Here is a 26,488-nt window from a genome sequence, read left to right as displayed (position 1 = left end):
TGGGATTTCTTTGTAGTTTAACGAGCACTGCCTGCCAAAGAAAAGGCACCTACCGGAATGGAACCTCGCCCAAAGTCCGGCGCAGCTTGCGCGTGCGCAGGCGCTCCGGATTTTCGGCTAGATGCTCCATCGCGCGCACCGCGCACATCACGTGAGCTTCCTTCGAGTTGGAGTAGAAGGCCTGCGCCTGGGCCGGCAGCTTCGGCACCGCATGCAATGGCAGGTCAGAGACCGAAAGGAGTGTGCCGTAGGGAACGCGGTAGCGATAGCCATTGGCCGCGAGCGTGCACGATTCCATATCGACAGCCACCGCGGTGGAGGTACGCAGCCACTCCCACAAATCCCGGTTAGTGCGCCACTCCCAATTGCGATCATCGGTGGAGAGCACCGTGCCTGTTCGCATGAGCGAATTATCGTCGCCGTACACCGCCTTCACCGCAGACTCGAGCATGCGCTGTACCTCCGGAATCGCCGGGATGGGAGAGGTCGCCGCAACCTTTTGGTCCAAGATGTGGTCATTGCGCTGGTAGGCATTGCCCAAAATCAAATCCCCGATGCGCATGCGCCCATCCATGCCAGCGCAGTGGCCGATCATGATCCAGGCCTCCGGCCGCAGCACCGCCAAGCAATCCGTAATGGTTTTGGCATTCGAGGGGCCTACGCCGATATTGATCATTGTGATGCCATCACCACCGGCAGTAATCAGATCAAAGCGCGGCATTTGGAAGCGAGAGGTCAAGGTCAGACCATCCACATCGAGGTCCACCGCATCGTTGGGGTGGATGGTCTCTCCATTGGGCAGCACCAAGGCGGTATAACGCGAGTCTTCCCTGGTCAACTCGCGCAAACCGAATTTCACAAACTCGGTGGTGTGCATCGCGTAGTTAGTAAACAAAATGTATTTTTGCACCGTATCGACCTCGATGCCGGTATAGTGCTCAATGCGTGCACACGCGATATCAAAGCGCTGGGCGCCAAAATGAAAAAGCGGCTTTTCCGCACCGTGGAAGGCATCCCATTCGCCATCAATGATTGCATCATTGACCTCATCCAGCGTCGGACGCGGAATAGGCCCGCGTTCCTGCGGGGCTTTCCTTGTGTCCTTGATGTACTCCGGTGGAATGCGCTGGTCGGATTGGCCAACAAAGATATCGCACGGATAATTCCCCGCCAGGCGAGTCAGCTGCTCGTGCAGGTAGTCCCGAATGATGTGCGGCTTGGAGATTACCGCCGAGTACTTGCCGGCCTCGTTAACGTAGCCGAAGGGCTCGGAACGATCGATCGGCTGCCATTTGCGGATATCCACCGTGACCTTGGGATAAACCACATAGCGATAGTCATCAAGGTTTCCTGATTCCAAAGTCTTGCGCGCAAGCTCGCAGGAATTCTCGTAAATCTTGATCAGGCGGTTTACCGCCTCATCAACGGAGTGGACATGCTGCAGATCGGTCATAAGCGCGAGTGTAGCGGGGACTTCGCAGCGCGGCAGCGGTCCGCGCATTTCATTATTCTTTTCCGCGGTAGCTTCAGTGATACCACTACTGACATGATTTACTGCGAGAAAATCGAAGACCTAGGATCAGTCCTTTTAGCTGCTAAGAGTGTCAAAGCAAAGGTCTCAAAGGGAATGCGACGAAGAGCTCGACTATGTCAATTCGGGCATCGTCCCATCAATCCGAGGTATTCCTAATTCACATTTTCCCCAGTATGAGAGCGAGAAGAGGCACCGGCCCCAATACTGCAGACGATTCCTACTAGGACTGCACCTAATGCTCCTAACAGGATTCCCGTGGAGGAGGGCAACAGTAATCCACCCACTGCGGAGCCGACTGCCGAGCCAAGGTAGTTCGCAGATGCATTAGCAGCAACAGCAGTCGCCCCTTCATCAGGGTTTGCACTGAGCATCGAATGCTGCTGCGGCGCCATAGACGACCACCCCAAAAGCCCCCAAGCAAAAAGACACACCACTGCCACCACGTGGCTCGAAGGGAAGAGCAGCAGTAGAGCGAAATCAGTCGCGAGTAATGCAATGATAGTGACCGTTAGTTTGCGTGAACTATTAACCTTGTCAAGCACCCTCCCAATCCCAAAAGCACCCACTGCCCCGCCGATACCCCAGACCCACATGCCAGCAATGGTGTCTACCTGCACACGATCAAGCACTACAGGAATATAGGTGTACAAGCCCAGCGAACCCACTCCCACAAAGAAAGTAACTAAGGTCGTCAGGAAGTTATCCACTCGGCCGATGACTCGGAGTCGCTGCCCCAACGAGGAGGAGGGCACAGCTGGTACCACACTCGCTTTGCGCAACGCTAGACCCGCTAACGCCACTATTCCAATGGCCGAGACCAAACCGATGGTAGCCCTCCAGCCTAGCTGTTTAGCTACCCCCAATCCCACCGGTACGCCCACGACAGTTCCCACCGCTAAGCCAGCCAGCACCATTGACAGTGCGCGCCCGCGATACTTTGCTGGGACAGACATCCCCGCTACGGCTGAGGACAGCGGCGAATAAATTCCCGCTGCTGCACCTGCGATTAAGCGCGACACGAGAAAAACGCTCACTGTAGGCGAAACTGCAGTCACGACATTCGCCAAAGAAAACACAGCAACAGCTCCAAGCAGACCACTCCGCGGATCTTTGCCTGCCCTACCCGAGAACAGCGGACCAGATATTGCGTACGCGCCGGTAAAGGCGGTAACGCCCAAGCCGATCACACTGCCACTTGTACCCAAGTCGTTTGCAATCTGTGATAGCAGCCCAGCGATAACATATGCGTCCAATCCGAGCGCTACACTGCCCAAAACTAACGGCCACAGCTGTTTAAGCATTCGAAATCACCATATCGAGCAAACCAGGGAACCGTTCGTCTAGATCGCCTCTGCGCAAAGAGATAACACAAGTTCGTCCCTGGCTTCTTGTCCACGTCACACCGGCTTCACGCAGCTGCCGAGTGTGGTAGGTCAGGGTAGATCGAGGCAGGTCATCAGCGAGCGTCAAACTATCGTGCTCCTGACCGTCTGCCAGGCGCCTAACCATCTCTAACCGGAAGGGATCACTTACCGCAGCCAGAACACGGACGAATTCAAGGTCCTCGGTGGCCGGATGCTCATACTTTCGTGGGCTCATTACAACTCCAATCGTGCAAGAATTCCTGAACGATCGACCACAGTAAGCTACCCGAGAGATTCGTGCAAGATTTCTTGCACGAATGCAGGTGCGCAGATAAAGCCCCACCCAGACAGCGATAAATGAACACCGGAGTCTTGAGGAGCTCTATTTTTAGATACCAAGCTTTCAACCCCAGACGTCTCTAATTCATAACCTTCAACGTTGGCACAATAAATCGAGCCAAGTTTATGAAAGTAGAGAGCCCTATTCCTTCTTCTAACGGTGCGTACAACGTAGCTTGATTTAATAGACCCTTCTACCCAAAAATATGCTCGAAGGTTCTTTGGTCAGGAAAGCATGACAGACACCGTCACCCCTTCAGGGAAAAGCAACTAATCTGCAGCACCAGAAATGATTTAGAGAACGAACAATCGCTGGTGACCAGTTGAAATGTTTAGTTCTTACGCGCTTGCAGTTGGTTAAATGCGCAGGGCACACCGAAGCCCTCGACGCATAAGCGTTATGGATACCAACTCGCACCCCTCCACTGCACAGAATTGCCACTGCAAGAGTAGTTCCCTGCAGAAAATGGCGTCAGCTACTCCTAGACTTCTGGGGAGGTAACAAAGCGGTATCCCAACCCGGGTTCAGTAAGGAGATATTGGGGATCAGAGGGATCGGTTTCCAGTTTGCGGCGCAGCTGCGAGGTATAGATGCGCAGGTAGTGGCTTTGCCCTTCGAATCCCGGGCCCCAAATCTCTGCGAGGAGGTCTTCTTTGCGCACCAAACCGCCGTGGGCACGCAGCAGCGTCGTAAGCACGCCCCACTCAGTAGGGGTCAGGTGAAGGGGCTTTCCTGCCTTGGTGATGGAGTGTCGAGGGACGTCGATCAGCACATCGCCCGCCCGCACCATCGTGGCTTCCCGCTGGGCAGATGGCTGCTGCGGGCTGCCATGCCGCAAAGCCACGCGCACGCGGGCCAAGAGCTCTTCCATAGAAAAGGGTTTGGTCACATAATCATCAGCACCGCGATCTAGGGCCGAGGCACTAAATAGGGGATCGGACCGGGCCGTAAGAATCAGAACGGGAATTGCTGACCACCCTCGAATCCCATCGAGGACCTCCCGCCCATCCATATCCGGCAGACCCATATCCAAAATCACCACATCGGGCTGATGCTGGGAGACCACCTGCAGACCCTCCGCCCCGGTGCTGGCTGAATACACCTCATATCCACGCGCCTTGAAGTTAATGCTCAAGGTGGTAAGCAAACGCGGATCATCATCCACGATGACAATCGTGGCCTTCTTATCAGTAATGGCTTTTCTCCTCCCGCAGCGGGAAACTCAGGATAAAGGTCGCTCCTGGAGTGGCCTCTACGGTGATAGTACCGTCCATAGCCTCCACAAATCCGCGTACGACGGAGAGGCCTAAACCCACCCCGTTGTCATTGCTGGTATCGCCCAAGCGTTGAAAAGCTTGGAAAAGCTCCTGCTGCTTTTCTGGTGAAATTCCCGGCCCTTCATCGCTCACACTCAGCTCCACGCGCTCATCTGTAACCTGCGCATCAACGTTGACTGGTCCGCTCGGCGCATAGCGCAAAGCGTTATCGAATAGGTTCGCCAGCACGCGTTCCAGCAAAACGCTATCCGCGCAACAGGTGCGGCCACGGAGTCCAGAACCAATATGAATGCGACCAAGTTGGTCCTTGCTATGTCCAAAGGCACAGGAAGCAATAGCCCGATTGGCTACCTCGTATAACTCCACAGTATCCCGGCGTGCAGTTACCGCTCCTGCACTCAAACGCGAGTGATCCAATAGGTTGGTCACGAGCAGCGTGAGTTGATCGATGCTAGCCGCGGTTTCCGCCAGTAGTACTTCTTGATCCTCTGGGGTGAATTCGATTTCGGAATTCCGCAAAGAGGACACAGCCAGCTTGGCCGTTGCTAGGGGCGTGCGCAGATCGTGGCTCACGCTCGATAGCAGCGCACGACGCAATTCATCAGCGGCAGCAATGGCATCGGCACGTGCGGCTTCAGCCGAAAGCTTGTCGCGGCGCACTATGCCGGCTAAATAGCCTGCCACAACCGCCACCAAAGCACGGTCGCGGGCGGATAACGCTGGGCCTTCCATCACAATCTGGACCGTAGTGTCCTCGCTGGAGACCAACGTTTCTACCTCACGTTTATGAGTCTTTGCGGGGATATGCAGGTGTCTACTTTGCCGGGGCGAGGCCGCCGAAGCGTGCCAGGTAGAGAGTATGTCCCCGGAGGCGTCAAGAAGCACGGCCTTATGGCAGCCGAAGGTCTCTCCTACCTTGCGAAGCACTGCGTCGATGGGAGATACGTCCGCACGGCGGTTGAGGGCTGCGCGGGAAAAGACCGTCAAGAGCTCAGCATCGCGCGTGGCAATGGCCGCATTATGGTGCTCTATTTTGGTGCGCCGCACTTGTAGGCCCACGGCCAGGGCAATGGCTACCATGACCACGAGGATGACAGCGTTAGCCGGCTCAGCAATATCGAACGTGTACAGGGGCTCGGTAAAGAACCAATTGACCGCCAAGCCCGAGGCAAACGCAATAATTACCGCCGGCCACAGGCCAGCGAGCATGCTCACGAGGAGGATCAGCGCAAAGTAAAAAGCAGAACACGTGCCTGTTCCCAATGCCGAGCCGTCGATGCCTTGCAACAGTGCGGTCAAGGCGATGAAAGCGACAGCCGCGCCCACCCAAGACACCGCCCGGCGCGGAAGGGAATGCAATGGTCGCAGCAGTGGTGAAAGAGGCGAGGGTTTATCGGACGGAAGATTAACAATGTGACAATCGATCTTGCCTGAATCCCGCAACACGGCCTCAGCAACGGTGCCGCGCCAGTGCAGGCCTAAGCGACGCCGTGGTGAAACCCCCAGGACCAGCTGGGTGGCGTTGACGCTGCGGGCAAAATTAAGCAGCGCTTCTGGCACCGAGTCACCGGTGACCTGATGCAAACGGGCACCCACGTCCTGAGCCAAGGATTGTAATTTGGCCAGTTGTTGAGCGGAACCTGCAACAGAAGATTCACCGGAAGAAAAGGAATCCCCAAAAATTACGTGGACCACATGTAGCTCGGCTGAGGATTTGGACGCGATGCGGCGCCCGCGGCGAATGAGCAGTTCTGCATGCGCGACGTTCTGAATGGCCACAACCACCCGTTCCCGCGCTTCCCAGGTATCAGTAATGTCTTGTTCAGAACGGTAGGACGCGAGAGCCTCATCAACCTGGTCCGCCAACCACAACAGGGCAAGCTCCCGCAGTGCAGTCAGATTGCCCACCCGAAAATAATTATTCAACGCTGGGGCAATGCGTGCTTCTTTATAGATTTGGCCATCACTCAAGCGGGTGCGCAAGAGCTGCGGGGATACATCCACCAACTCGATCTCATTCGCCGCACGCACCACCTCGTCTGGCACCGTCTCCTGCGGGGAAATACCGGTGATCTGCTTTATTACGTCATTGAGGCTTTCGAGGTGCTGGATGTTCAGGGTAGAAATCACATCGATTCCTGCGGCTAGGAGTTCCTCTACGTCCTCCCAGCGCTTAGCGTGTTCCTCACCGCGCGGATTGGAATGGGCAAATTCATCGACCAGAACGGTTTCCGGCTGGCGCGAGATGATGGCTGCAGTATCGAGTTCTCCGGTGGATAGCCCGGCAGCGTGGCGCCGCGGGATGGTCTCAAGGCCATCACACAGCGCCCGAGTGAATTCGCGCCCATGATCTTCCACGATGCCAATGACCACATCGCGGCCGGCCAGCACAAGGCCGTGCGCCTCGTTGAGCATTGCACAGGTCTTACCAGACCCAGGCGCCGCGCCGAGGTAGATCTTCAAAGCGCCACGCTTGGTGCGCGCCGGAACTTTCTTGTCGTTCATATGGCACTCATCTTATGAGCAGGACGGTGGAAGGGGCAGTGCTCGGTTGAGAGTAGTGACGTTAACTGCGTCTTCGCCCAGGAACCCGAGGCTGGCATGCTCCGTGTTGTCCTCGATGAGGCTTCGCACCTCTTCGGTGCTCATCCCCTGCTCTCGTGCGACACGTGGAGCCTGTAGTTCAGCGTACGCAGGGCTAATGCCAGAGTCGACACCAGAGCCGGAACCGGTTACCGCATCGGTGGGAACATCTTCTGGAGCGGCGCCTTCACGCTTGGCGATGTCCCCGCGCCGCTCCTGCACGGCTTTTTCTAGCTCGGAGCTACTAGCGCCGTAATTGCTCATGCCTTCGGAACGGGGGAAAAAGTACGGGCCTTCGGTCTGACCATCTTGCAGCTGGGTCGAGCCAGCTAGGCAATCACCTTGGTAAATGAGGTTGCCCTCGGCGGAGTCCGGCTTGATGCGGGAGATTCCCCACACGGCAGCGGGATAAATCATTCCCAGTGCGATAACGCACAATAGTACGGCTACGAATCCAGCGGCGAGGTTACGAAAATAGACACGCATTTTTGGTCCTTCTTTTTCTACATACCTGGAAGCAGGTTGACTACCTGGTCAATGAGCCAGATGCCTAGGAATGGGGTGATCACGCCGCCCAGTCCCCAAATGCCCAGGTTACGGCGTAGCAGGGACGAGGCGGAGGCCGGCTTATAGGCCACGCCCTTGAGCGCCAATGGGATAAGAGCAACGATGATGAGCGCATTGAATACCACTGCAGACACAATGGCGGATTGCGGCGAGTGCAGGTGCATCACGTTGAGGCGCTCGAGGTGCGGAAGCTGGGTAGAAAACAGGGCCGGCAAGATGGCGAAGTACTTCGCTAAGTCATTGGCCAAAGAGAAGGTGGTAAGCGCCCCACGGGTGATGAGCAACTGCTTGCCAATGCGCACGACATCGATAAGCTTGGTCGGATCAGAATCCAAGTCCACCATATTGGCGGCTTCCTTCGCTGCAGAGGTGCCCGTGTTCATGGCCACGCCCACGTCCGCCTGCGCCAGCGCTGGTGCATCATTAGTACCGTCACCGGTCATAGCGACCATGCGGCCGTGCGCCTGTTCCTCGCGGATCCTGGCCAGCTTGTCTTCTGGGGTGGCCTCCGCGATGTAATCATCGACGCCTGCCTCTTTCGCAATGGCCGCTGCCGTCAATGGGTTATCGCCGGTCACCATGATGGTTTTGATGCCCATCTGGCGCAGTTCGGCGAAGCGCTCCGCCATGCCCGGCTTGACGACGTCACTGAGCTGTACCACCGCAATAACCCTGCGGGTGCCGTCGGATTCTTCCACAGCAACGGGCAGCGGGGTTCCACCGCCTTCAGCAATCTGGGTCACGGAGTCTTCAATTTCTTGTGGCCAGTCGCCACCTGCTTCAGTTACCCACCGGCGCACGGCGTCGCCGGCACCCTTACGCAGCTTTCGGTCTCTCAGGTCAAGCCCAGACATGCGGGTAGAAGCGCTAAATGGAATGACCTCGGCGGTCTTTTCTTCCTCTCCTGCTTCGGTAGAAAGGTGATAGTTTTCGGTCAACCACGACACGATGGAGCGACCCTCCGGGGTCTCATCGGCAACCGAAGCAACGCGGGCTATCTCCGCAGCTTCCTGCTCATCGACACCGCGCGCAACGATAAGCCCGGTAGCCTGCCGGTTGCCATAGGTGATGGTGCCGGTTTTATCCATGAGTAGGGTCGCTACGTCTCCCGCCGCCTCCACCGCGCGTCCGGACGTAGCCAGAACATTGTGGTGCACGAGGCGGTTCATTCCCGCGATTCCCACTGCGGATAGCAGGGCAGCGATGGTGGTTGGGATGAGGCAGACCAACAGGGCCACCAGCGAGAGCGGGGAGAGCTCCGCGCCGGTAAACAACCCCATTGGGGCCAGTGCGGTAACCGCAATGAGGAAGAGGATAGTCAGGGTAGACAGGAGGATGCTCAGCGCGATTTCATTCGGGGTCTTGCGGCGCTCCGCTCCCTCCACCAAGGCAATCATCGTATCGACGAAGGTAGATCCCGGCTCCGAGGTGATCTGTACCAGGATGGAATCAGACAAGACCACGGTACCGCCGGTCACAGCACAGCGATCGCCACCGGCCTCGCGAACCACGGGAGCAGACTCGCCGGTAATGGCAGATTCATCGACGGTTGCCGCGCCTTCAATGACGTCGCCGTCGCCCGGGATAGTCTCTCCGGCCTCCACGCGCACGATAGCGCCCTTGGTGAGCTCAGAAGCGGCAATGACCTCGATGCCGCCATCGGTAACTAGGTTCGCGGTGGCGTCATCGCGCACGGCGCGCAAGCTATCCGCTTGGGCTTTACCGCGGCCTTCGGCATATGCCTCAGCGAACGCGGCGAACGCAATGGTAAACCATAACCATACGGTCACCACCCAGCCATAAACGCTGGGGCTAAAGATGGACCACAGGGTAGTCAGCGCGGCGCCTACCCACACCACGAACATGACGGGGTTACGGGCTTGGGCGAGCGGGGACATCTTGTGCGGCAACGATTTAAACGCTGCCGCAGCCAACCCACTGTTTTTGGTGGCAGAGCGCTGGGGAGTGGGTTGCTCAGTGGTCATAGTTGGTGTTGTCATGAGAGTGCCTCCGAAATGGGACCCAAGGTAAGAACGGGGAAGAAGGTAAGGGCGGCGACCAACACAATGACGCCGATGGTAAGCAGCGCGAAGGTCACGCCGGACGTCGGCAAGCTGCCGGCGGTAGTGGCCTGCCGGCGTTGACCGGCTAGGCTGCCCGCCAAATACAGGGTGAAGACGATGGGGAGGAAGCGGCCCAGCAGCATGGCGATACCGAGGGTGACTTGCCACCAGGGCTCGGTTACCGTCAGGCCCGCGAAGGCCGAGCCGTTATTATTTGACGCCGAGGTAAAGGCATAAAGTACCTCGGAGAGACCGTGCGCGTTATCCGGGGTTCCCGGCGCGCCGTAGTTGGTCGCGGAAAGCTCTACCAGCTTGCGCTGAGCCACCGATGCCCCCACGCCTACTAGGACGAGGACCGGCATGGTGAGGATGTACAGGCTCACCGCGGAGATTTCCTTGCGGCCGACCTTATTGCCCATAAACTCCGGTGTGCGCCCAACGAGCAGGCCGCCGATAAATACGGCGAGGATTGCCACCATCAGCAGACCGTAGAGGCCAGTGCCCACGCCGCCTGGTGCAATTTCGCCCAGGAGCATATTGAGGATCAACAAGCCGCCACCCAATGGTGAATAGCTATCGTGCATCGAATCGACCGCACCGGTAGAAGTGCCCGTAGTAGACACCGCAAAGAGTGCGGAAGCGTCAATACCTAGGCGCTGTTCGATGCCCTCCAAGTTGCCGCCCGCAGCCTGGGCTGCCGCACCGGTGGTAGTGTGCTGCGCCCATACCACCAAGGCAACCATAACGGTCCAAATGCCGCCGATGACGCCAAGCAGGGTCCAGGCATGCTTCTGCGATTTCAGCATTACCCCATAGGCACGGATAAAGCAGAAAGAGATAACCAGCAAAGAAAAGATTTCCACGAGGTTGGTAAAACCAGTGGGGTTCTCAAAAGGGTGCGCCGAGTTGGCGCCGAAGATGCCACCACCATTGGTTCCCAGCAATTTAATTGCCCCCTGGCTAGCTACCGGAGCGCGCGGAATATCCACGCCCGCGGAGCTCACCAGGTTGGACCCGAAGGTTTGCATGGTTCCGCCCAAGATGAGGACGAAGGAAATCAATAGAGAAAGCGGCAAAAGAATGCGCACCAAACCGCGGGTGAGGTCAACCCAGAAATTTCCGATGAGGTGCTGTCCGCTCTCAGAGCCCAGCTTGTCACGACCATATCCCAAGTGACCGATACCGCGAATGAGCGCAACCGCCACACACATGCCGACAGCCGCGGAGGCAAAGTTCTGGACGGTCAGGCCAAGCATCTGCGCACCATTGCTCAGGGTTTCTTCGCCCGAATAGGACTGCCAGTTGGTATTGGACACGAATGACGCCGCCGTATTGAACGCCATCCACGGTTCCACCGCTGCGGAGCGGGAATTGCCAAAGCTAGGCAAAACGGTTTGTAGGCGCTGCACCGCGTAAAGAACGAGTACGGATGCCAAGCTGAAACCAAGCAATGCACGGCTGTAATTCTTGCTGTTATGCCCGCGGTTTGGGTCAACGCGCAGGACCTTATACACCGCACGCTCTATCGCCCAGTCCTTGTCAGAGGTGTAGCTGCGTGCGATCCAGTTGCCCAAAGGAACATATGCCGCCGCGAGCAAGACGACGAGGGCGAGGAACTGCGGTAACACCGCCCCAACGCCGGCGATCATGCGAAACGCTCCGGATCAACTAAGGAAATGATGAGGTAGGTCACCAACGCCACAACAATGACGAGGCCAATGACCGCTGTAATGGTGTTCATGGTTATGCATCACCGTCCAGAAGCTCGTTGAGGACGGAGGGACAGCCAACCGTCAGGATGGCTATCAGGATTGCCACGATGTCTAACATGTGGGAAACCCCCTTGTGCGAGTGAAACTTTCCTGTGCCTGACAGGTATGCCTGCCAGGTGCCGGTACCAAGGCAGCACCTGCTACGCACAAACGTTAGGACCACACCCCCGCTGCCCTAGGCAATCTTTGCGCTATCTTTACGCCTCCCGCTCGCAATTTTTATATTTCCTTTACACCCCTTGTGCGCCACCTTTTCTTCAGGCCGGGAACCGCCCTTTATCCACAACGAAGGCCCACCGACTGCGCATCGGCGGGCCTTCTCCCCATGACTAATCTCTCGGTACCCAAGGAGGGAATGGAGCCACCCTCCTGCAAGCACCGCCCGTGATTAGGCAAGCCTAAGTTTATAAACCTTTCGTAGGATGGTCAAGGGTTTGCCCATAAATTTCTTAACTCCTGACAAAAACACAGTTAACCTGCAATAACGAGTACAATCCGGAACCATGGCTGAGTTGAAATCCACTATTTCCGAACAACTCCGCAAATTCTGGCGTGCCAATGAGAAGGAATTGACCGATTCCCCGCGTCGCGGTGTCGCCTCCCCTGCCGAAGCCACGGCACTGCGCGAGGAGGTCGCGGCCGAGATTGCGGACCTCATCAAAGCGCAGAAGATAAAGACCAGCCCCGGCGATACCGCCCTCGACGCCGATGCGGCCGCTACCCTCCCGCTAGGTGCACGCATGAAGCCACGTGGGATCTTCGAAGACGACTGGGGCGCACGTCCTACCGCACAGCGCCCCTGGCCGGTCATCCTCATCCACGGCACCTGCGATACCAAGGGCGTATGGCAAATCCTCGGCAATGAGCTGCGCCAAGACGGCTGGGCGGTCTTCGCCCCTGACTACGGCCGCCGCGCCACCCAACCCCTTGCAGAATCCGCCGAGCAACTCGATGCCTATATCCGCACCGTGCGCATGGTCACCGGCGCGAACAAGGTCATCCTCATCGGCCACTCGCAGGGCGGGCTCCTCGCCCGCTATTGGATGCGCATGATTGGCGGCGCCGAGCATGTCCTCCACCTGATGTGCATCAGCGCGCCAAACCACGGAACTACTTACGGAGGCATCGTCAGCCGCCTCATTCGCACCCCGCGCCAAGAGGCGGTTATGCGCTCCGTCATCGATGGTTGGTTTGGGCCGGCGGGAATGGACCAAATTGTCGGCAGCGAAGCGTTACGCGAGGCCAATCGCGATGGCGACTTGGAAGCAGGGGTGAGCTATACCTGCATTGCCACGCGGTCTGATGCCGTCGTGGTCCCACCCGAAACCTGCTTCCTCGACCCCCGCGGCGTCGCAGAGGGCACCGTGCGAAATATTTATGTCCAAGACTTCGACCGCCGAGCAGTGGTCATGCACGAGGATATGCCCATGGATAAGCGCGTCCACGCCATCGTGCGCACCATCTTGGAATTAGTAGAGACTATCCCCCGCTAGTTAGAGCTCCAGCTCATCAAGAACCGCGTCAAAGGCTGGGCCCACCTGTGTACGCCACAGCGTATCCACCTTCTGATCACCCCGGCCGGGCCCGCCATTGATGACGGCCACGCGCTTGCCCTGCTTCTTTGCCTCCAGCACAAAGCGATACCCACTCATCACCCCAAGAGAGGATCCAGCAACCAGCAGCGAGCGCGCCTGTCCCAGCATGGCAAAGGCGGCATCGCGGCGCTCAGCCGGCACGGGCTCGCCAAAGTAGACGACGTCTGGTTTCAATAATTCCGATCCACACCGCTCGCATCCGGCCATGCGAAACGCCGCCACGTCGGATTCATCCAGGGTCACGTCACCATCCGGATTCACTTGGTCTGCCTCCACCACTAGGCGCTCCAAGTACCCCGGATTTGCTGCGGCCAAACGCGCATCGAAATGCGTCCGCGCCTCCCGATATCCGCACATCAGGCACACGACGGTTTCCATATCGCCATGCAGCGTCACCAAGTTCGCGGTCCCTGCCTGTTTATGCAGTCCATCAACGTTTTGGGTAACCACGCCATTAATCAGCCCGGCGCGCTCCAGTTCCACGAGCGCGTAGTGCGTGCGATTCGGCGCCGCAGAATCCATGACCCGCCACCCCACAAAGCTGCGGGCCCAATACCTATGGCTCGCGGCCGGGTCGTGGCGAAATTCCTGATAGGTCATCGGCCGGTGCCTACTCAGCGAGCCGCGCGGCCCTCGATAATCCGGCACGCCCGACTCCGTCGACACCCCAGCCCCCGTTAGCACCATCACTGGGCCCTCGCGCAGCTGCTTGACGACGTCCCCTAAAGCCCTCCCTGGCTCCGTATGCGGCGCCGATTCCTCTACCACTCGGGCGATCGAGCGCAGCGCGGACTGGTGCGCAAGGGAGACGGCTGGATCCATGCTCCCGATGCTAGCTTTCGGGCAAGTGCTCTACGTATAGCCACTCCGAATCCAACTCCCCGTGGCGCGAGCACTTGGTGTGCCAGCCATCGGGGCGCACCTGGGCCACCATGCGGCGACCACAGATTTGGCAGTAGCGCGGCACATCGAGGCCCGCGGCGGCAGCGGGGTGCAGCGTAAAGACCTCCTCGATCGGCTTACCGGTATTCGGATGGAAAATCGGCTCGTCCCCAGCCAGGACGGCAGCAGCCAATTCGGAAGTCGGCTCGGATAAACCAGCCACTACAGGGCCTTAATCGGCAGATCGATGCGGTTCAACATGTCCACATCCTTTTCAATCTGCTGGCCCAGGGTGGTCAGGTAGTTGCCGGCAATGATGGCGTTGATGCCGCCGAGCAGGCCGCGCTCCGTGCCGTCGTCGCCAAGCGAAAGCTCGCGGCCGCCAGCAAAGCGCAAAGTGGTAGACGGCATAGCCAAGCGGAATGCCGCCACGGCGCGCAGGCCCTCACCCAGTGGAACCAGCGGGCGATCCGCAAATGGGGTGCCCGGGCGCGGATCCAGGAAGTTCATCGGCACCTCGCAGGGATCAATTTCTGCCAGCTGCGCGGCGAACTCGGCGCGCTGTTCCAAAGACTCGCCCATGCCGATGATGCCGCCGCAGCAAACCTCCATGCCTACCTCGCGCACATAGTCGAGGGTCTGCTTGCGCTCCTCCCAAGTGTGGGTGGTGACCACATTGGGGAAGAAGGAACGGGATGTCTCCAGGTTGTGGTTATAACGCTGCGCGCCCATGTCCTTTAGGCGCTGCGCCTGCTCGCGGGTCAGGGTGCCCAGGGAGCAGGAAATCTCGATATCGACGGCGTCATTAATCGCTGCAATCGCCTCGCCTACCTGGTCCAGCAAGCGATCATCCGGGGACTTCACCGCAGCGACGATGCAGAACTCAGTAGCACCGGTCTTGGCGGTCTTCTGCGCTGCCTCCACCAACTCCGGGATGTTGAGGCGCACGGCGCGCACTGGGGACTCGAAGAGGCCGGACTGAGAACAGAAGTGGCAATCTTCTGGGCAGCCGCCAGTTTTAATGGAGATAATGCCTTCCACCGATACGTCTGGACCACACCACTTCAGGCGGGTCTGGTGGGCGATATCGGCGATTTCCTCCAATTGGGAATCCGGAACCTGTAGTACTTGCAGCAGTTCTTCCTGGTTGAGGCCTTTGCCTTGCTCCAGTGCTTTTTCGCGGGCGATGTCAATAATGCTCATAGTGTGAACCATACTTGAACAGCGTTCAGCTTTGGTTAAAATCACATAAAATTTTTCCCAGCGTTAGGCTCGATAGCATGACGCTTTATGATGACACCCTCTCCCTCCTCCAAGAACTTATCCGCAATGCCTGCGTAAACGACCTCACGCCGGACTCCGGTCACGAGGTACGCAATGCGGATAGTTTAGAAAAATTCTTCGCGGGCGAAGACGTGCAGATTGAGCGCTTCGAGTCCCACCCAGGCCGCGTTTCCATCGTCGTGACCGTCCCCGGCGATCCGGACAAAGAACCGCTCACCCTCATGGGGCATACAGACGTCGTCCCCGTCGACGAACCTAAATGGACCAAGCCTCCCTTCGAGGCGCTCATCGAGGACGGCAAGCTCTACGGCCGCGGTTCCGTAGACATGCTATTTATTACCGCCACCATGGCCGCCGTCACGCGCGAGGTCGCCCGCACCGGCAATACGGGCGGCACCCTTGCCTTCGTCGGCATGGCCGATGAAGAGGCCCGCGGCGGTCTCGGCGTGCGCTTTATGTCCGAAAACCACCCCGATGCCTTTTCCTGGAAGAACTGCTTATCTGAAACTGGCGGTAGCCACCTGCCCGGCGCGGTGGGCTTCAACGTGGGCGAAAAGGGCGCCGGCCAGCGCCGCCTGCATGTGCACGGCGATGCCGGCCATGGCTCTACCCCTTATGGCAAGGACTTTGCCATCGTAAAGATCGGTGAGGTGGCCCGCCGCATCGCCGCCGCCGAACCGCCCACGGCCTCCAATGAAATCTGGGAGGGCTTTGTGCGCACCTTCAAGTTTGACCCCCAGACCGAGCAGGAGCTTATCGACGGCACCGGTGACTACTCCAAGTTCGGCAACCTCGACGCCTACGCGCATGCCTTTAGCCATACCACCATCGCCGAGACCGTCCTGCGCGCCGGCGGCGCCATCAACGTGCTGCCTTCACATGCCTACCTGGAAATGGACGTGCGCCCCTTCCCCGGCCAGACCCAGGAGGATCTGGATGACTTCCTGCGCAGCGCGCTTGGAGACATGGCCGATGAGGTAGAAATCGAACACCTCATTACTGAAGATGCCACGCAATCTTCCACCGATACCGAGCTGTGGCGCGCCATTGAGGCCACCTCCAAGGAATTCTTCCCCGATAAAGACGTCGTCCCAGTTCACGCCACCGGCGGCTCGGATCTGCGCTTTGCTCGGCGCAAGGGTGGCAACGCCTATGGCTTTGCCATGCACGCCGAGGGCCGCGATATGGCTAGCGCCAATTCGCAGCTGCACAGCCACGACGAGCACCTCTACTTGGAGGACCTCGAGCTCACTGTGCGCGCTTACCGCAGCCTGGTCAATCGCTTCCTAGGCCTGTCACAGGCTTAACAAGTGTGGCAAGATGTCTGGCATGAGCTTTGCACGTAAGTCCGCGCTGCTATCTGCAGCTACCGCCCTGACCGTAACCCTCGCCGCCCCTGCCGCTGCCCATGCCGACGCCGTTGACAACCTCCTAGCCAAGATGCCTGCCGGCCAGATTTCCTGCTCCCAGGCGAAGCAATACTGGACCAACTCCGCTGACTACAACCAGAAGAAGTCCCAGGCCCTCGCCGTTGCCACCGTGCACCCACGCGGCAACGAGGTTCGCGACGCCATCGGCCGCATGGACGAGGCTATTGCCCGCTGCGGCCTAAACGGCACTACTGGCCAGGGCAAGCCGGTCAACACTGGCGGCCAGCGCGGCAATGCTCCCGCACCAAAGCCGGCTCCGGCTCCGTCCCCAGCGGCAGCCAAGAACACCAAGGTCATCGAGCTGGGCACCATCCCTGGCCAGCCGACTGTCGACGTCCCGTTCTTGGGCCAGACCTTCCGCATCCCGGACGCGGCCAAGATTGCCCAGAACGCTATATCCCAGTTCCAGCTGCCGCAGATTCCGCAAATCCAGCAGCTACAGCAGCTGTCTTCTTTCTAGCGGTCTAGCTGAAAATAGATCCCGGCATGCGCGCTGCAGCCGGGATTAAATTTATGCCCGCAGTGGGGACACGCAGGCGCGGCGGAATAAGCGTGGTAGTTCATCTCGGTGCGGCAGGCGCCGCAGAGGACTGAGGGGGCGTCGGCAAGCATGGGCCCAAACTCATGGTCAGTGAGTTCGGCGTGGCACAGCGCGCAAGCAAAATACTCCCCGCAGGTGGCGCACTTATTTGCCACCACGTCCAGCGGGGAATGCCAATGCCCGCACCGGCCTTCCGCATCAATCGCGCCGTGAATCTTCATGGCCGTCAGCATACGCGCCACCCTGCTGCCACTGCTGCTTCTTTTCTTCAGACTTCTTGGCATTGCGCACTGCCTGAATACCCACCACAATGGCAATGATGATCGGCACCCACACCTTGCTGTAATCCATCAAGAATACGAGCCAATCGGGCGGATCGATGTCAATATTGAAGTCAATATTCGGCACGGGCAGCTCAATCTGCGGCAACTCCGGCACTGGGAGCGCGATATCCGGCAGGTCGATATCCGGCAGCTCCCAATCCGGCAATAACCGAGACAAGATGCGGCTGATTATCGGGCCAAGCACGATCACGCCTATGGCCCAGCCGGACTTTCCCAAGCCGCCCAGGAGCGGATACAACACCCGCTTAAAGGAGCTTTCCTCCATGGCCGTGCGGCGCTTTTCTCCTAGTGAGTCGGCCGGTGGATCGAGGGCAACTGCCTCCTCACCATTGCGGTAGTAGACGTCTAAGAGCTCGCCAAAGGGGGAGGCTTGGATATCTAGGTAAGGCTTGGTTCGCGGGGCAGAGTTCTCGAGCAGGGTGAGGTCTTTTTCGATCTTCTTCTTAAGCGAATAGCGGCCCGCACGCGGCCGATCGTGGCGGCTGCGTACCTGGCCGTTGACCACAATCTGCAGGCGCGGGCTGGGGTTCTTCCGCCAGAGCCGGAGGCGTTCCTGCAGGGTGGCATCGCCTGGAACCGGGGTATAGTCCTTCGCCTTCTTCGGCCACTCACCTAGCCCAGCGAATTCGGCATCGTACCCACGCTGCACCTCGATGGTGCCCACCTCGGGGTGCTCTAGGCGCCAGGTCTCCATTAGCTCTTCCCTTTCTTAGAGCCCACCACGGCGCCCAGCCTGCTCGCGGCCCATGCCAGGAAAACAAACACTGGGAGGTAAATCCACGTTCCCTCATTGAAATACAGGGACATGGCGGCAAAATAGGCCAGCCCTGCCACACTGAAGATGGTCCAGGAGGCGCGGAAAGTGGCGCCGTCGACAAGAGCAATGATCACCGTCAGCACGGCCATGAGGATGAGCAGGATAAGGCCGGAGACAAGGTGGTAGACAGCGGGCGGAACAACGATGAAAACGGTGACCATGGCGATGGGTGCCCACCATTGCCACCAGACGCGGCTGGGCTCGTCTTTCGTTTCCGCTTCTTCCTCTAATTCCTCAAACACGCACCCAACCTATCACAGGACTTGACAGAACTTATGGGAGAGAAATCCTCCCTATGTCCGGCTTAATCCTCCCCGCGGAGGATACCGCGCTGAGCAGGACATACCTAGCGTTGAGTACATGAAAAGCACACCACTCATCCTCGCGGCGGGCGTGATATTTGGTGCCATCTACGGCACCAATGCACTCCTGCCAGATATATACGACAACCCCACCTCTGAGGTGCAGGCCGGCCAGGCGCGCATCCCCGGATTATCCTGCACGGAAGAAGATGGCTCCACCAGCAGTGAACCACGCTGGGACTGTGACGGCACCCAGATCCGCGCTAAAGAAGTCGGCGTACAGGACAAAGACCAAGCCACCCGCCGGTACCTCCGGGCAATGGGTGAAGGTACGGCCATGCCGGAAGGAGACATCGACCGCGACGGGGATAAGCGCACACTTAGCGATGGCGACCTCGTAGCCATCAGCATCGAGGGCGATGGCCCCACCACGTTCCTCTCCCTGCGCGGACCGCGCGCTGCAGAACTTGCCCAGGAGGTAGAAAAGGCATGAAGAATCTGTACTGGCTATCTATCGCTTTCGGCCTTGTAGTCGCCGGCTTCTTCTTGGCCGATCGCCGGTTTACCGAGGTTGGGCTCATCGGTGCGCTCATCTGCGCTGGCCTGACGCTTGGACTGGGATTGTGGTGGTTTAAGCCGCGGCCGATGTGGCAGGGCATCCTATGGGGTGCGCTCGCCCAGCCGGTGGTGTTTAGCCTCAACAACCAAATGGTGGGGATCTCGGACAAGCTGTGGATCACCCACCTCGACGCAGCCTTATACTCGCCGCTTCCGGAAGAAACCATCAAGCTCCTCGGCGTTGTCATTATTATTGCAGCCTTTGGGAACGTGCGGCACCCTTACCAAGCCGCCGCGATCGGAATGGCGGTAGGCCTTGGGTTTGACGCCATGGAAAATATTCCATTCCTCCTGAGCGCGACCATCACTAACCTGGATGGCGATCTCTGGGGCGCCATTATTACCGGTACCGGGCGAATCCTCACTGGTGCCTTTAGCCATGCACTGTATACGGGGGTTGCGGCGTGGGGCATCGGCAAGCTCTACGCGGGGGCACGCCACGGATACTGGCAGGTGGCCGGATTCTGGCTGGCCGCTATCGCCCTGCATACCCTGTTCAATGCCTCGCTGATCATTACGGGTGATTGGCCGGTGACCTTTTTCCTTACCGCTCTCATTACGTGGACACTGATTATCTGGGGCCTGCGTTTCATACGCAAGCAAGATAGGAAATATGCGGCACAAAGAAGCGAAATTACTCTCCCCACTAAGGATCTAGAATATAGCTCTTGAGCTGCAAAAATACGAAGACAAAGGCTCGTGTCCGAGGGGTGTTATAAGGTGTGAATCGTACACAGGTTCACACGACAATTTAGGTACGATTCCCCATGGAAGAACCCTACTTTTCCACGACCAACACCACCGACCCCACCACACGCTTAGCCTTTGAGATGCGAAAGACGGAATACGAGTTCTGGGTGAACCAAGTCCCAGAGCTCGATTCTGATTTCGAATTAGTCACCCAATCCCTCTACCGCACCACCGGCGTCAATGAAGGCCGGATTGGCCATATCCTCATGGCACTGCACCGCTTGGAGGAGCTGCCTGAGCTGCAGGCCTTACAGCACCGCCTCTATCACTTAGACCTCGACCGGATTATTGCCATCAACAAGTCCCTCAACCGTTTGGGCAACCCGACTCCAGAGGTAGTCGCCCGCATCGATGAGCAGCTCACCGCCTACCTCACCCCTACCCGGCCGAACCAGACCATGCGTACGCAGGCACAGATCAAGCGCAAACTCAACGAGCTCATCAACCTCGCCGATGACACATTGGCCGTCACCCAGGGCCCTACCCAGCCGCGCTACACCATGGAAAACTGGGGCGATAACACCTCGGCGGTGACTTTGAGTGCGGACCCGGCGGTTATCGCGAGCGTCGATAAGTGCATCCGGCAGACCGCGCTAGAGCTAAATTGCTCGCTTGCCGACGCCGCCGTTGCGCTCCTCACCGGCCGCACCCAAGCCCCCGAAATCATCCTCAACGCCTATAAAGCCACCGACGTACCCAATTCCCCGGCCTTTATTGAATCCGTGGGCTGGCTCGACCCGGCGCGCTCGAATGCGCTGCCCTACACCAAAATCCGAGAGTTGGATCCTAACCAGGAGGTCAAGGGCTACGTCACCCCGGCGGCCATGGCTGCGTACTTAGAAGGATTTGACGGCACCTGCCGTTATCCCGGCTGCAATCGCCCGGCCACCGCCTGCCAGAAGGATCACCGCATCAATCATGCGGATGGCGGTCCGACTACTCCGGCTAACTTAGCCTGCCTCTGCCAGCACCATCACAATGTGAAGACCGATGGTCGTGCTTTCTACGTCATGGACCCACATACGCGCGACATCATCTGGCTTTTCGAGGATGGAACCTGGACCGCCACGGAGCCCTCCGGACCACTAGCACCTAAGAACAAGAATTGGGTACAGACCTTTGCGCAAACCATGACCGCTCACCGCGCCCGAGCATATGAAGAGGCCCAAGAACTCATGCGCCAGCAGAAAACCACCCCTAGGGAGGAGGAATAATTCCACCAGCTGCCCTACAGTGGCTGGCATGACGCAAAATTTATTCACACTGGATGAGCTCGTAATTACCCAGACCAAGTCCTTCCTCAATGATCAGTTCATGATCACCGATATCGACAACACCCCTGTGGGCACGATCCTGCAATCCACCAGTCTTAAAGATATGGTGTTTAAATCCTCTCGCAGCTTGGAGGTCGCACTCACGGATGCTGAAGGAAACCCCCTACAGACGGTCATGACGATTTCGGATCCGCCGAATTTTCTGCGGGATACCTATGAGGTGCACTTGCCGGGAATCGAAGCGCCCATGGCCGTCATTACCAAGCGTTTCTCCATGCTCAAAACAAAATTAGAGCTAACCATGAAGGGGTTTCCTGACGTCGAAATTCGCGGCGATTTCTGGGATTGGAACCTCTCCATTACCTCCCGGGGCCGCCGGCTTGCCAACGTCACCAACGAGTGGACCGGCGTAGGCAACTACTTCATGGGTAAAAATACCTACTGCCTAGCCATCACCCCAGGCCTCAACGAGCAACAGCACGCTGCCATCATCGGCGCCGTGATGAGCATGGATATGCTGCGGACGAAGGAAAAGAATAGCGACTAAGACATAAAAAGAACCGGAGTGGAAAATGTTTCCAACTCCGGATTTCGATGGTGTGATGTTCACGATGGCAGCTCAGCATGGCTTTTCAGAAAGTGTCTCCCGAGCTGCGGATATGAAATGGTGTTGTTGCAAAGTTGGGCGGAGAGCAGCGAAGACTCAGTTTCTCATTCCCTGACGGCCGCTGCGTGTGGGCGTTGTTAGGCCGTCTCGAAGACCCGGTTGACGATCACCGCGTCCGGGTTCGGTTGCCCGTAGGCAAACATCGCGCCTTGCCCTTTCCGCAATGAGTGCATCGCCTCCATCCCTTTCAACATCCGATATGCAGATGTCCGGTTCTTAAACGCGCCTTTCGGCCCGAAGATCCGCTTCAGCCGACCATGGTCGCCTTCCAGGATGTTGTTGAGGTATTTCACCTACCGGTGTTCCACTGTTGGCGGGCAGATTCCCTCTGACTTCAACTCGGCGATTGCCCTGGCAAGGCAGGGTGCTTTCTCGGCGTTGATCACTCTGGGATACCCGGCTGACGCATTGGATCTGACGGCATTGGCCAGGAAACGCTTCGCTGCAGCCACGTTTCGCTTCGGAGAGAGGTAAAAGTCCAGGGTCTGGCCACCGGCGGTAATCGCCATATAGAGGTAGCACCACCTGCCGCCGACCCGGATATAGGTCTCATCCACCCGCTAGGAACTAGCTTGCCAGTCAGGTACCTGCCGGTACCACCGTGTTTGCTTGTCCAGCTCAGGGGCGTATTTCTGGACCCAGCGGTAGATCGTGGTGTGATCGACCGGCACGCCCCGCTGAAGTCATCATTTCCTCCAAATCGCGGTAACTCACCCCGTAGCGGCAGTACCACCGCACTGCCCATAGAATGATGTCACGGGGGAAATGACAACCGGAGAAGATACCCATGGCTGTGACTATTTCACGTCACTCTTCCTACTGCCCCAACTTTGCAACAACACCCTCATGTTTGCCGCCGGTCTATCTGAAAGAATAAACAGGTAAAACCACGTTCCGGCGAACATACGCTAAAGCATATGCTTTAGCGTATGTTGTGCCATATGTTTAACCATATGGTTAAACATATGGCAAGCGCTGTGGGGCATATATTCACTCGCCCCATCGCGGTAGCTATGCGTTTTTCAACGCCCGATACACCGTAGGTCTTGAACGGAATTCGTGTAGGCGCAATCAGGGGCTATAAAGTATCGCATTACTTGCATCCAAACCTGTACATTCAGAGAATTGCCTTGGACTGGCGGTAACAGGTACCAGATATGCGTTCGTAAAATTCGCGCGCGTTAATGTCGCTCCACGAAGGTCTGACTCGCTAAGAATTGCGTTCGTAAAATCTGCGTCGGTGAAATCTGCCGATTTCAAGTTAGCCCATGCCACCATGGAGCCGCGAAACGAGCATCCTTTGCATATGCTTCCTTCGAGATTGATATCCGTCAGGTCATAGTTGGACATATCTTTCCCGGAAATGTCTTTCCCAGCGAGCTCCGTGGCCCACGATTGAGGCATCGTTTTGTACATTTGCTATTTAATCTGCGGTGAATTGATAATCCATTGCGGGCAACGGCCTTGGTAGCCAAGGCAGTGTAGGAACGATAATTATCGTCTACTTTGCATAAACATCGCACATGCTCTGTAGGCCCAACCGCATAGTGCGTAGGCACGCCGCCTAGGCCTAGTGGAGTAATTCCTCTCCTCCTTTTGCAAAACCCGTCCATGTAGGGATACGTGCAAAGGGCTACTTGTAGCTGCCCTCAAGTCCATCGAGTTTTCTGGCCAACACTCTAACTAGAAGTACGAAAACTCTGGTAGTAATACATAACTCCGGACATATGCTAAAGCATATGCCGTGCCATATGGCAGGCGCGATAGGGTGCAGATTTTCCGAAAAGCGGAGCTTACTTTCCCAGTTTAAGGCGCAAACATTAAGGGCGGTGTGTAACTTTCTTCTCTGCACGCTTGTTCAAAATGAACCACACGACCTGAAGGACAAAGGGGATGAGGTAGGTAAATATTGGGATAGCGACATTTAACAACCTCAGCTCAATGGTTTGCTGAACTCCCGCTGCATCCTCTGATCGCACCAACAGGAAGGCGGAAAGCGCTATAAAGCTCAATACCTCAATGAGGGTAACCGTCCACCACAGAGCCCACGACAGTTTCACAAGTTTCTACCTTTCCCGCTCAAAAATCCTAGTAGGCGCGGGGATAAAGTGAAGTTATTCCCCAAACGCCAATCTAAGAAACAAATTTTTCCTATAAAACGTTTACAGTGGGAATTGTAGCAAAATACCGTGCCCCATCAGGGATGGTTCAAGCGCTCTGACTACACGACAGGTATAAATGTCACTTACACTTTGGCGTGCGTTTACCGCGTGTGGTAGATAACGCAGAGTCGTTAAAAGACAATCCTCCCCTAGTTCAGGCCACGCTATTTACTCTTATCCCACGCTGCTTTAGGCGTTTTCAGCGCCCGATACACCGTAGGCCGGGTGACTCCGAATTCCCGCGCCAAGGCTGCTTTCGACTCCCCCGCCAATGTACGCTGCTTAATCTCCGCCACCTGCTGCGGACTAAGAGCGGGTTTGCGGCCTTTGTACTTGCCGGCCTTTTTGGCCAACGCAATCCCCTCCGCCTGGCGCTCGCGGATAATGGCCCGCTCAAACTCCTCAAAAGAACCTAGAATTCCGAGCATTAAATCTGCGCGCGGGTCCGTGGTGTCTTTCGCAAACGCGAGATTCTCATGCAGGAAAGTAACAGTCACGCCCTTGCCGATGAGTTCATCAACAATGCCGCGCAGATCGGTCAGCGATCGGGCGAGGCGGTCAATCGACGAGACGACGAGTTCGTCACCGTCGCGCACATACGCCATACACTCCACTAGCCCAGGGCGGGCAGTCTTAGTGCGGCCGGAAATCTTATCTTCAAAGAACCGGTCAATCCTGCCGGAAGCATTGAGTAGTTCTTTCTGACGCTGATTATTCTGCTCCACCGTGGAAACACGGATATAGCCCACCCGCTGCCCACGCGAATCAGAACCATTGGCCATTAGTCTTCGCCCCGCGAGGGTGTAAAGGCAGCATTCTCCTGGGCGATGACCGCATCACGATACGACTCAACCACCCGCGCCAAGTCAGACAACTGTGCCCCGTCGAGACCATCAGCGTCAGCAAGCAAGGATTGCACAATCCTGCCCAACGCCTGCTGCCCCGACGACAACCCACCATGCAGATCTTTCACGCGCGCCAACGCGGGCACTTCGTCAATATGACTTTCAATATGGAAACCGTCAGACGATAACACCGCACTCACCACTTTCTGTAAACATGAGTCCTAGACCCCACTAGACACGTGTAAAACAATGCTAGGAACGGCCCTATTTTACAGGCAACATTCCGCCACGGACACGCGTAACAATAGGGTGTACCGTTTTAGCCATAGTGAAGACTCATGCAATTTAACTAAAGTTATGCAGCCTAGTGAAATACGGAGTGTGAATTATGGCGGAAACGTGGAGTTCAGAAATTTTTTACCAGGAGATACGCCATTTACTAAAGAGGTATTTTCCCTCAGAAAATTGTGTGTCTCCCGATGATGTCGAAGTACGAGCTACCTGGAAAACGTCCAAGTACGCATATTGCGTATTTTCAGTTAAATCCGCGCAAGGACTTGCATATGTTGGCATGGAATTTGCGCTGATTCCACGACACACTCTTGAATCGGGTGAAAGCTACTCATCAGAGGGGAGAACCGCTGTTACGGGGTGGGGAGATCAGTTGGCAGGAAATGCTGTTGCCCCGTATTTAGATTACGGTTCCGACGATAAGATTGAATGGATTGGTGGCGAGAGAGACTACGATCCGAAGCATTTTACGGAACTAAAAAAAATGAAAAGCGAAGGGGCAGATATTTATCTACCCCTAGCCACTCACAACTAGTCAGACAGACTAGCCCCTTCGTCTTTTAGTCGATATTGTGTTCCAAGTTAAACCACCGAGGAGCTACGTCACTACCACCATTGGAACCACGCAGCGGGAAAAGTGTCTTCAACCCACGGGTCTCTTGCGCACCTTCAATGTGAATAGTAGTTTCTACTATTCCCCGAAGTTCAAATGATCTTCCAGATCCAACCTTTTTTCCATCATTAGTGCGGACAGCTTCATAAATAGGAGCTTCATAAATGCGGTCCGCGTTTTCCATCCTGGCTTCGCACAGACCTTGAATGTATTGCCTAATCGAGTAAAGGTTCCAAATTCCATGTTTGTGCCGAATCTTGTCGTAACCCCAAGGGCCATATGGACGTGTTTTGGCATCAGGTTCATACCATCCCCGTCGTAGCACAACAGGAACCCCACATCGGTCATGCGTAGCCATCATCACCTGATCGGTATAATCATTGCCTCCAGCGATTCCACTGCCTTGTAGGGTAGGTGCATCTTGTTCGAGTCCTGCCCCAGGCATAAAGTCAGGAAAGAATTTGTCTAGTTGGCTACCGTGGATGCTGCCTTTTTCTGAAGTGTCCCAGGTTTTGTTCCGTTTGAGTAGATGGGAAATCTGGAATATGCCAAGAAAATTTGACCAGGATGCGA

The 26,488-nt window shown here is 57.0% G+C and carries 26 protein-coding genes and 2 pseudogenes; 8 read left to right on the top strand and 20 right to left on the bottom strand.

Annotated elements, in window-relative coordinates; genetic code table 11:
• Positions 1-49: 49 nt before the first annotated feature.
• From amn to kdpF, 8 genes are all read right to left on the bottom strand, one after another.
• Complete coding sequence (gene amn, locus QP904_RS09900; RefSeq protein ID WP_284835994.1) at positions 50-1,453, bottom strand: AMP nucleosidase; 1,404 nt, start codon at positions 1,451-1,453, stop codon at positions 50-52.
• A 233-nt stretch (positions 1,454-1,686) separates the two neighbouring features.
• Positions 1,687-2,835, bottom strand: a complete 1,149-nt coding sequence (locus QP904_RS09895) for an MFS transporter (protein ID WP_284835993.1) — start codon at positions 2,833-2,835, stop codon at positions 1,687-1,689.
• An 884-nt stretch (positions 2,836-3,719) separates the two neighbouring features.
• Positions 3,720-4,433, bottom strand: a complete 714-nt coding sequence (locus tag QP904_RS09890) for a response regulator (RefSeq protein WP_200288998.1) — start codon at positions 4,431-4,433, stop codon at positions 3,720-3,722.
• Positions 4,426-7,020: an ATP-binding protein gene (locus QP904_RS09885; protein WP_200288424.1), complete on the bottom strand. Its 2,595-nt coding sequence runs from the start codon at positions 7,018-7,020 to the stop codon at positions 4,426-4,428. Before QP904_RS09885 ends, QP904_RS09890 begins: the two co-directional genes overlap by 8 nt.
• Before the next feature lie 12 nt (positions 7,021-7,032).
• Positions 7,033-7,584, bottom strand: coding sequence for a potassium-transporting ATPase subunit C (locus QP904_RS09880; RefSeq protein WP_284798804.1), 552 nt, complete (start codon positions 7,582-7,584; stop codon positions 7,033-7,035).
• Between the two features lie 17 nt (positions 7,585-7,601).
• Positions 7,602-9,650, bottom strand: a complete 2,049-nt coding sequence (gene kdpB, locus QP904_RS09875; RefSeq protein WP_284835992.1) for a potassium-transporting ATPase subunit KdpB — start codon at positions 9,648-9,650, stop codon at positions 7,602-7,604.
• Between the two features lie 11 nt (positions 9,651-9,661).
• Complete coding sequence (gene kdpA / locus QP904_RS09870) at positions 9,662-11,377, bottom strand: potassium-transporting ATPase subunit KdpA (RefSeq protein WP_284835991.1); 1,716 nt, start codon at positions 11,375-11,377, stop codon at positions 9,662-9,664.
• Complete coding sequence (gene kdpF / locus QP904_RS09865) at positions 11,374-11,469, bottom strand: K(+)-transporting ATPase subunit F (protein WP_005328272.1); 96 nt, start codon at positions 11,467-11,469, stop codon at positions 11,374-11,376. The genes kdpA and kdpF overlap by 4 nt, the downstream gene beginning before the upstream one ends.
• A gap of 534 nt (positions 11,470-12,003) precedes the next feature.
• Between kdpF and QP904_RS09860 the strand changes: the two genes are divergently transcribed.
• Positions 12,004-12,993: a lipase family alpha/beta hydrolase gene (locus tag QP904_RS09860; protein ID WP_284835990.1), complete on the top strand. Its 990-nt coding sequence runs from the start codon at positions 12,004-12,006 to the stop codon at positions 12,991-12,993.
• Here the strand turns inward: QP904_RS09860 and QP904_RS09855 are convergent, their stop codons facing one another.
• The 3 genes from QP904_RS09855 to bioB are packed head-to-tail and all read right to left on the bottom strand — an operon-like array spanning position 12,994 to position 15,180.
• Positions 12,994-13,917, bottom strand: coding sequence for a Sir2 family NAD-dependent protein deacetylase (locus QP904_RS09855; RefSeq protein ID WP_284835989.1), 924 nt, complete (start codon positions 13,915-13,917; stop codon positions 12,994-12,996).
• 10 nt (positions 13,918-13,927) lie between these two features.
• Positions 13,928-14,200, bottom strand: a complete 273-nt coding sequence (gene bsaP / locus QP904_RS09850; protein WP_023020278.1) for a biotin synthase auxiliary protein BsaP — start codon at positions 14,198-14,200, stop codon at positions 13,928-13,930.
• Positions 14,200-15,180, bottom strand: coding sequence for a biotin synthase BioB (bioB, locus tag QP904_RS09845; protein ID WP_034655643.1), 981 nt, complete (start codon positions 15,178-15,180; stop codon positions 14,200-14,202). Before bioB ends, bsaP begins: the two co-directional genes overlap by 1 nt.
• A 77-nt stretch (positions 15,181-15,257) precedes the next feature.
• Between bioB and QP904_RS09840 the strand changes: the two genes are divergently transcribed.
• Both QP904_RS09840 and QP904_RS09835 read left to right on the top strand, forming a co-directional pair.
• Positions 15,258-16,568 (top strand): M20/M25/M40 family metallo-hydrolase, encoded by a 1,311-nt coding sequence (locus tag QP904_RS09840; protein WP_086589014.1) that lies wholly within the window; start codon positions 15,258-15,260, stop codon positions 16,566-16,568.
• 22 nt (positions 16,569-16,590) lie between these two features.
• Complete coding sequence (locus QP904_RS09835; RefSeq protein WP_239207763.1) at positions 16,591-17,151, top strand: hypothetical protein; 561 nt, start codon at positions 16,591-16,593, stop codon at positions 17,149-17,151.
• On the opposite strand, the gene QP904_RS09830 is transcribed toward QP904_RS09835, so the two are convergent.
• From QP904_RS09830 to QP904_RS09820, 3 genes are read right to left on the bottom strand one after another with little or no spacing between them, the layout of a single operon-like run.
• Positions 17,148-17,453 carry a CHY zinc finger protein gene (locus QP904_RS09830; protein WP_284835988.1) on the bottom strand — a complete coding sequence of 102 codons (306 nt, stop codon included), beginning with the start codon at positions 17,451-17,453 and terminating at the stop codon, positions 17,148-17,150. The two genes, QP904_RS09835 and QP904_RS09830, sit on opposite strands and share 4 nt — an antisense overlap.
• Positions 17,431-18,270, bottom strand: coding sequence for a hypothetical protein (locus tag QP904_RS09825; protein ID WP_284835987.1), 840 nt, complete (start codon positions 18,268-18,270; stop codon positions 17,431-17,433). The genes QP904_RS09830 and QP904_RS09825 overlap by 23 nt, the downstream gene beginning before the upstream one ends.
• A complete protein-coding gene (locus QP904_RS09820; protein ID WP_086589017.1) occupies positions 18,270-18,635 on the bottom strand; it encodes a heme transporter in 366 nt (121 codons plus the stop codon). Before QP904_RS09820 ends, QP904_RS09825 begins: the two co-directional genes overlap by 1 nt.
• Before the next feature lie 118 nt (positions 18,636-18,753).
• Here QP904_RS09820 and QP904_RS09815 point away from each other — a divergent pair, with 118 nt between their 5' ends.
• The 4 genes from QP904_RS09815 (at position 18,754) to QP904_RS09800 (ending at position 21,884) form a co-directional block, all read left to right on the top strand.
• A complete protein-coding gene (locus QP904_RS09815) occupies positions 18,754-19,188 on the top strand; it encodes a hypothetical protein (protein ID WP_086589018.1) in 435 nt (144 codons plus the stop codon).
• Positions 19,185-19,985: a PrsW family intramembrane metalloprotease gene (locus QP904_RS09810; RefSeq protein ID WP_086589019.1), complete on the top strand. Its 801-nt coding sequence runs from the start codon at positions 19,185-19,187 to the stop codon at positions 19,983-19,985. The genes QP904_RS09815 and QP904_RS09810 overlap by 4 nt, the downstream gene beginning before the upstream one ends.
• A gap of 95 nt (positions 19,986-20,080) precedes the next feature.
• Positions 20,081-21,277 (top strand): HNH endonuclease signature motif containing protein, encoded by a 1,197-nt coding sequence (locus QP904_RS09805; protein ID WP_086589020.1) that lies wholly within the window; start codon positions 20,081-20,083, stop codon positions 21,275-21,277.
• A 28-nt stretch (positions 21,278-21,305) separates the two neighbouring features.
• Positions 21,306-21,884: an LURP-one-related/scramblase family protein gene (locus QP904_RS09800; RefSeq protein WP_086589021.1), complete on the top strand. Its 579-nt coding sequence runs from the start codon at positions 21,306-21,308 to the stop codon at positions 21,882-21,884.
• Between the two features lie 197 nt (positions 21,885-22,081).
• On the opposite strand, the pseudogene QP904_RS09795 reads toward QP904_RS09800, so the two are convergent.
• From QP904_RS09795 to QP904_RS09780, 5 genes and pseudogenes are all read right to left on the bottom strand, one after another.
• Positions 22,082-22,793, bottom strand: a pseudogene (locus QP904_RS09795) (IS6 family transposase).
• A 282-nt stretch (positions 22,794-23,075) separates the two neighbouring features.
• Entirely contained in the window at positions 23,076-23,354 is a 279-nt protein-coding gene (locus QP904_RS11850) for a pentapeptide repeat-containing protein (RefSeq protein ID WP_158093103.1), read from the bottom strand.
• Positions 23,355-23,824: 470 nt separating this feature from the next.
• Entirely contained in the window at positions 23,825-24,064 is a 240-nt protein-coding gene (locus QP904_RS09790) for a DUF3923 family protein (protein WP_086589188.1), read from the bottom strand.
• 266 nt (positions 24,065-24,330) lie between these two features.
• Positions 24,331-24,948 (bottom strand): recombinase family protein, encoded by a 618-nt coding sequence (locus QP904_RS09785; RefSeq protein WP_284835986.1) that lies wholly within the window; start codon positions 24,946-24,948, stop codon positions 24,331-24,333.
• Positions 24,948-25,085: a hypothetical protein gene (locus tag QP904_RS09780; RefSeq protein WP_162488989.1), complete on the bottom strand. Its 138-nt coding sequence runs from the start codon at positions 25,083-25,085 to the stop codon at positions 24,948-24,950. The genes QP904_RS09785 and QP904_RS09780 overlap by 1 nt, the downstream gene beginning before the upstream one ends.
• A gap of 314 nt (positions 25,086-25,399) precedes the next feature.
• Between QP904_RS09780 and QP904_RS09775 the strand changes: the two genes are divergently transcribed.
• Positions 25,400-25,837: a hypothetical protein gene (locus QP904_RS09775; RefSeq protein WP_034657654.1), complete on the top strand. Its 438-nt coding sequence runs from the start codon at positions 25,400-25,402 to the stop codon at positions 25,835-25,837.
• Positions 25,838-25,862: 25 nt separating this feature from the next.
• Here the strand turns inward: QP904_RS09775 and QP904_RS09770 are convergent.
• Positions 25,863-26,488 (bottom strand): annotated as a pseudogene (locus QP904_RS09770) (hypothetical protein); the annotation flags it as partial.

The sequence above is a fragment of the Corynebacterium nasorum genome (genome assembly GCF_030229765.1).
Taxonomy (GTDB): Bacteria; Actinomycetota; Actinomycetes; order Mycobacteriales; family Mycobacteriaceae; genus Corynebacterium; species Corynebacterium kefirresidentii.
This window is presented reverse-complemented; position numbering and strand designations above follow the sequence as displayed.

Bases quoted from the DNA above. Each gene is read 5' to 3' on its own strand.
- amn (WP_284835994.1), bottom strand. From the start codon at position 1,453: ATGACCGATCTGCAGCATGTCCACTCCGTTGATGAGGCGGTAAACCGC.
- QP904_RS09895 (WP_284835993.1), bottom strand. From the start codon at position 2,835: ATGCTTAAACAGCTGTGGCCGTTAGTTTTGGGCAGTGTAGCGCTCGGA.
- QP904_RS09885 (WP_200288424.1), bottom strand. From the start codon at position 7,020: ATGAACGACAAGAAAGTTCCGGCGCGCACCAAGCGTGGCGCTTTGAAG.
- QP904_RS09880 (WP_284798804.1), bottom strand. From the start codon at position 7,584: ATGCGTGTCTATTTTCGTAACCTCGCCGCTGGATTCGTAGCCGTACTA.
- kdpB (WP_284835992.1), bottom strand. From the start codon at position 9,650: ATGACCACTGAGCAACCCACTCCCCAGCGCTCTGCCACCAAAAACAGT.
- kdpA (WP_284835991.1), bottom strand. From the start codon at position 11,377: ATGATCGCCGGCGTTGGGGCGGTGTTACCGCAGTTCCTCGCCCTCGTC.
- kdpF (WP_005328272.1), bottom strand. From the start codon at position 11,469: ATGAACACCATTACAGCGGTCATTGGCCTCGTCATTGTTGTGGCGTTG.
- QP904_RS09860 (WP_284835990.1), top strand. From the start codon at position 12,004: ATGGCTGAGTTGAAATCCACTATTTCCGAACAACTCCGCAAATTCTGG.
- QP904_RS09855 (WP_284835989.1), bottom strand. From the start codon at position 13,917: ATGGATCCAGCCGTCTCCCTTGCGCACCAGTCCGCGCTGCGCTCGATC.
- bioB (WP_034655643.1), bottom strand. From the start codon at position 15,180: ATGAGCATTATTGACATCGCCCGCGAAAAAGCACTGGAGCAAGGCAAA.
- QP904_RS09840 (WP_086589014.1), top strand. From the start codon at position 15,258: ATGACGCTTTATGATGACACCCTCTCCCTCCTCCAAGAACTTATCCGC.
- QP904_RS09835 (WP_239207763.1), top strand. From the start codon at position 16,591: ATGAGCTTTGCACGTAAGTCCGCGCTGCTATCTGCAGCTACCGCCCTG.
- QP904_RS09830 (WP_284835988.1), bottom strand. From the start codon at position 17,453: ATGAAGATTCACGGCGCGATTGATGCGGAAGGCCGGTGCGGGCATTGG.
- QP904_RS09825 (WP_284835987.1), bottom strand. From the start codon at position 18,270: ATGGAGACCTGGCGCCTAGAGCACCCCGAGGTGGGCACCATCGAGGTG.
- QP904_RS09815 (WP_086589018.1), top strand. From the start codon at position 18,754: ATGAAAAGCACACCACTCATCCTCGCGGCGGGCGTGATATTTGGTGCC.
- QP904_RS09810 (WP_086589019.1), top strand. From the start codon at position 19,185: ATGAAGAATCTGTACTGGCTATCTATCGCTTTCGGCCTTGTAGTCGCC.
- QP904_RS09805 (WP_086589020.1), top strand. From the start codon at position 20,081: ATGGAAGAACCCTACTTTTCCACGACCAACACCACCGACCCCACCACA.
- QP904_RS09800 (WP_086589021.1), top strand. From the start codon at position 21,306: ATGACGCAAAATTTATTCACACTGGATGAGCTCGTAATTACCCAGACC.
- QP904_RS11850 (WP_158093103.1), bottom strand. From the start codon at position 23,354: ATGTCCAACTATGACCTGACGGATATCAATCTCGAAGGAAGCATATGC.
- QP904_RS09785 (WP_284835986.1), bottom strand. From the start codon at position 24,948: ATGGCCAATGGTTCTGATTCGCGTGGGCAGCGGGTGGGCTATATCCGT.
- QP904_RS09775 (WP_034657654.1), top strand. From the start codon at position 25,400: ATGGCGGAAACGTGGAGTTCAGAAATTTTTTACCAGGAGATACGCCAT.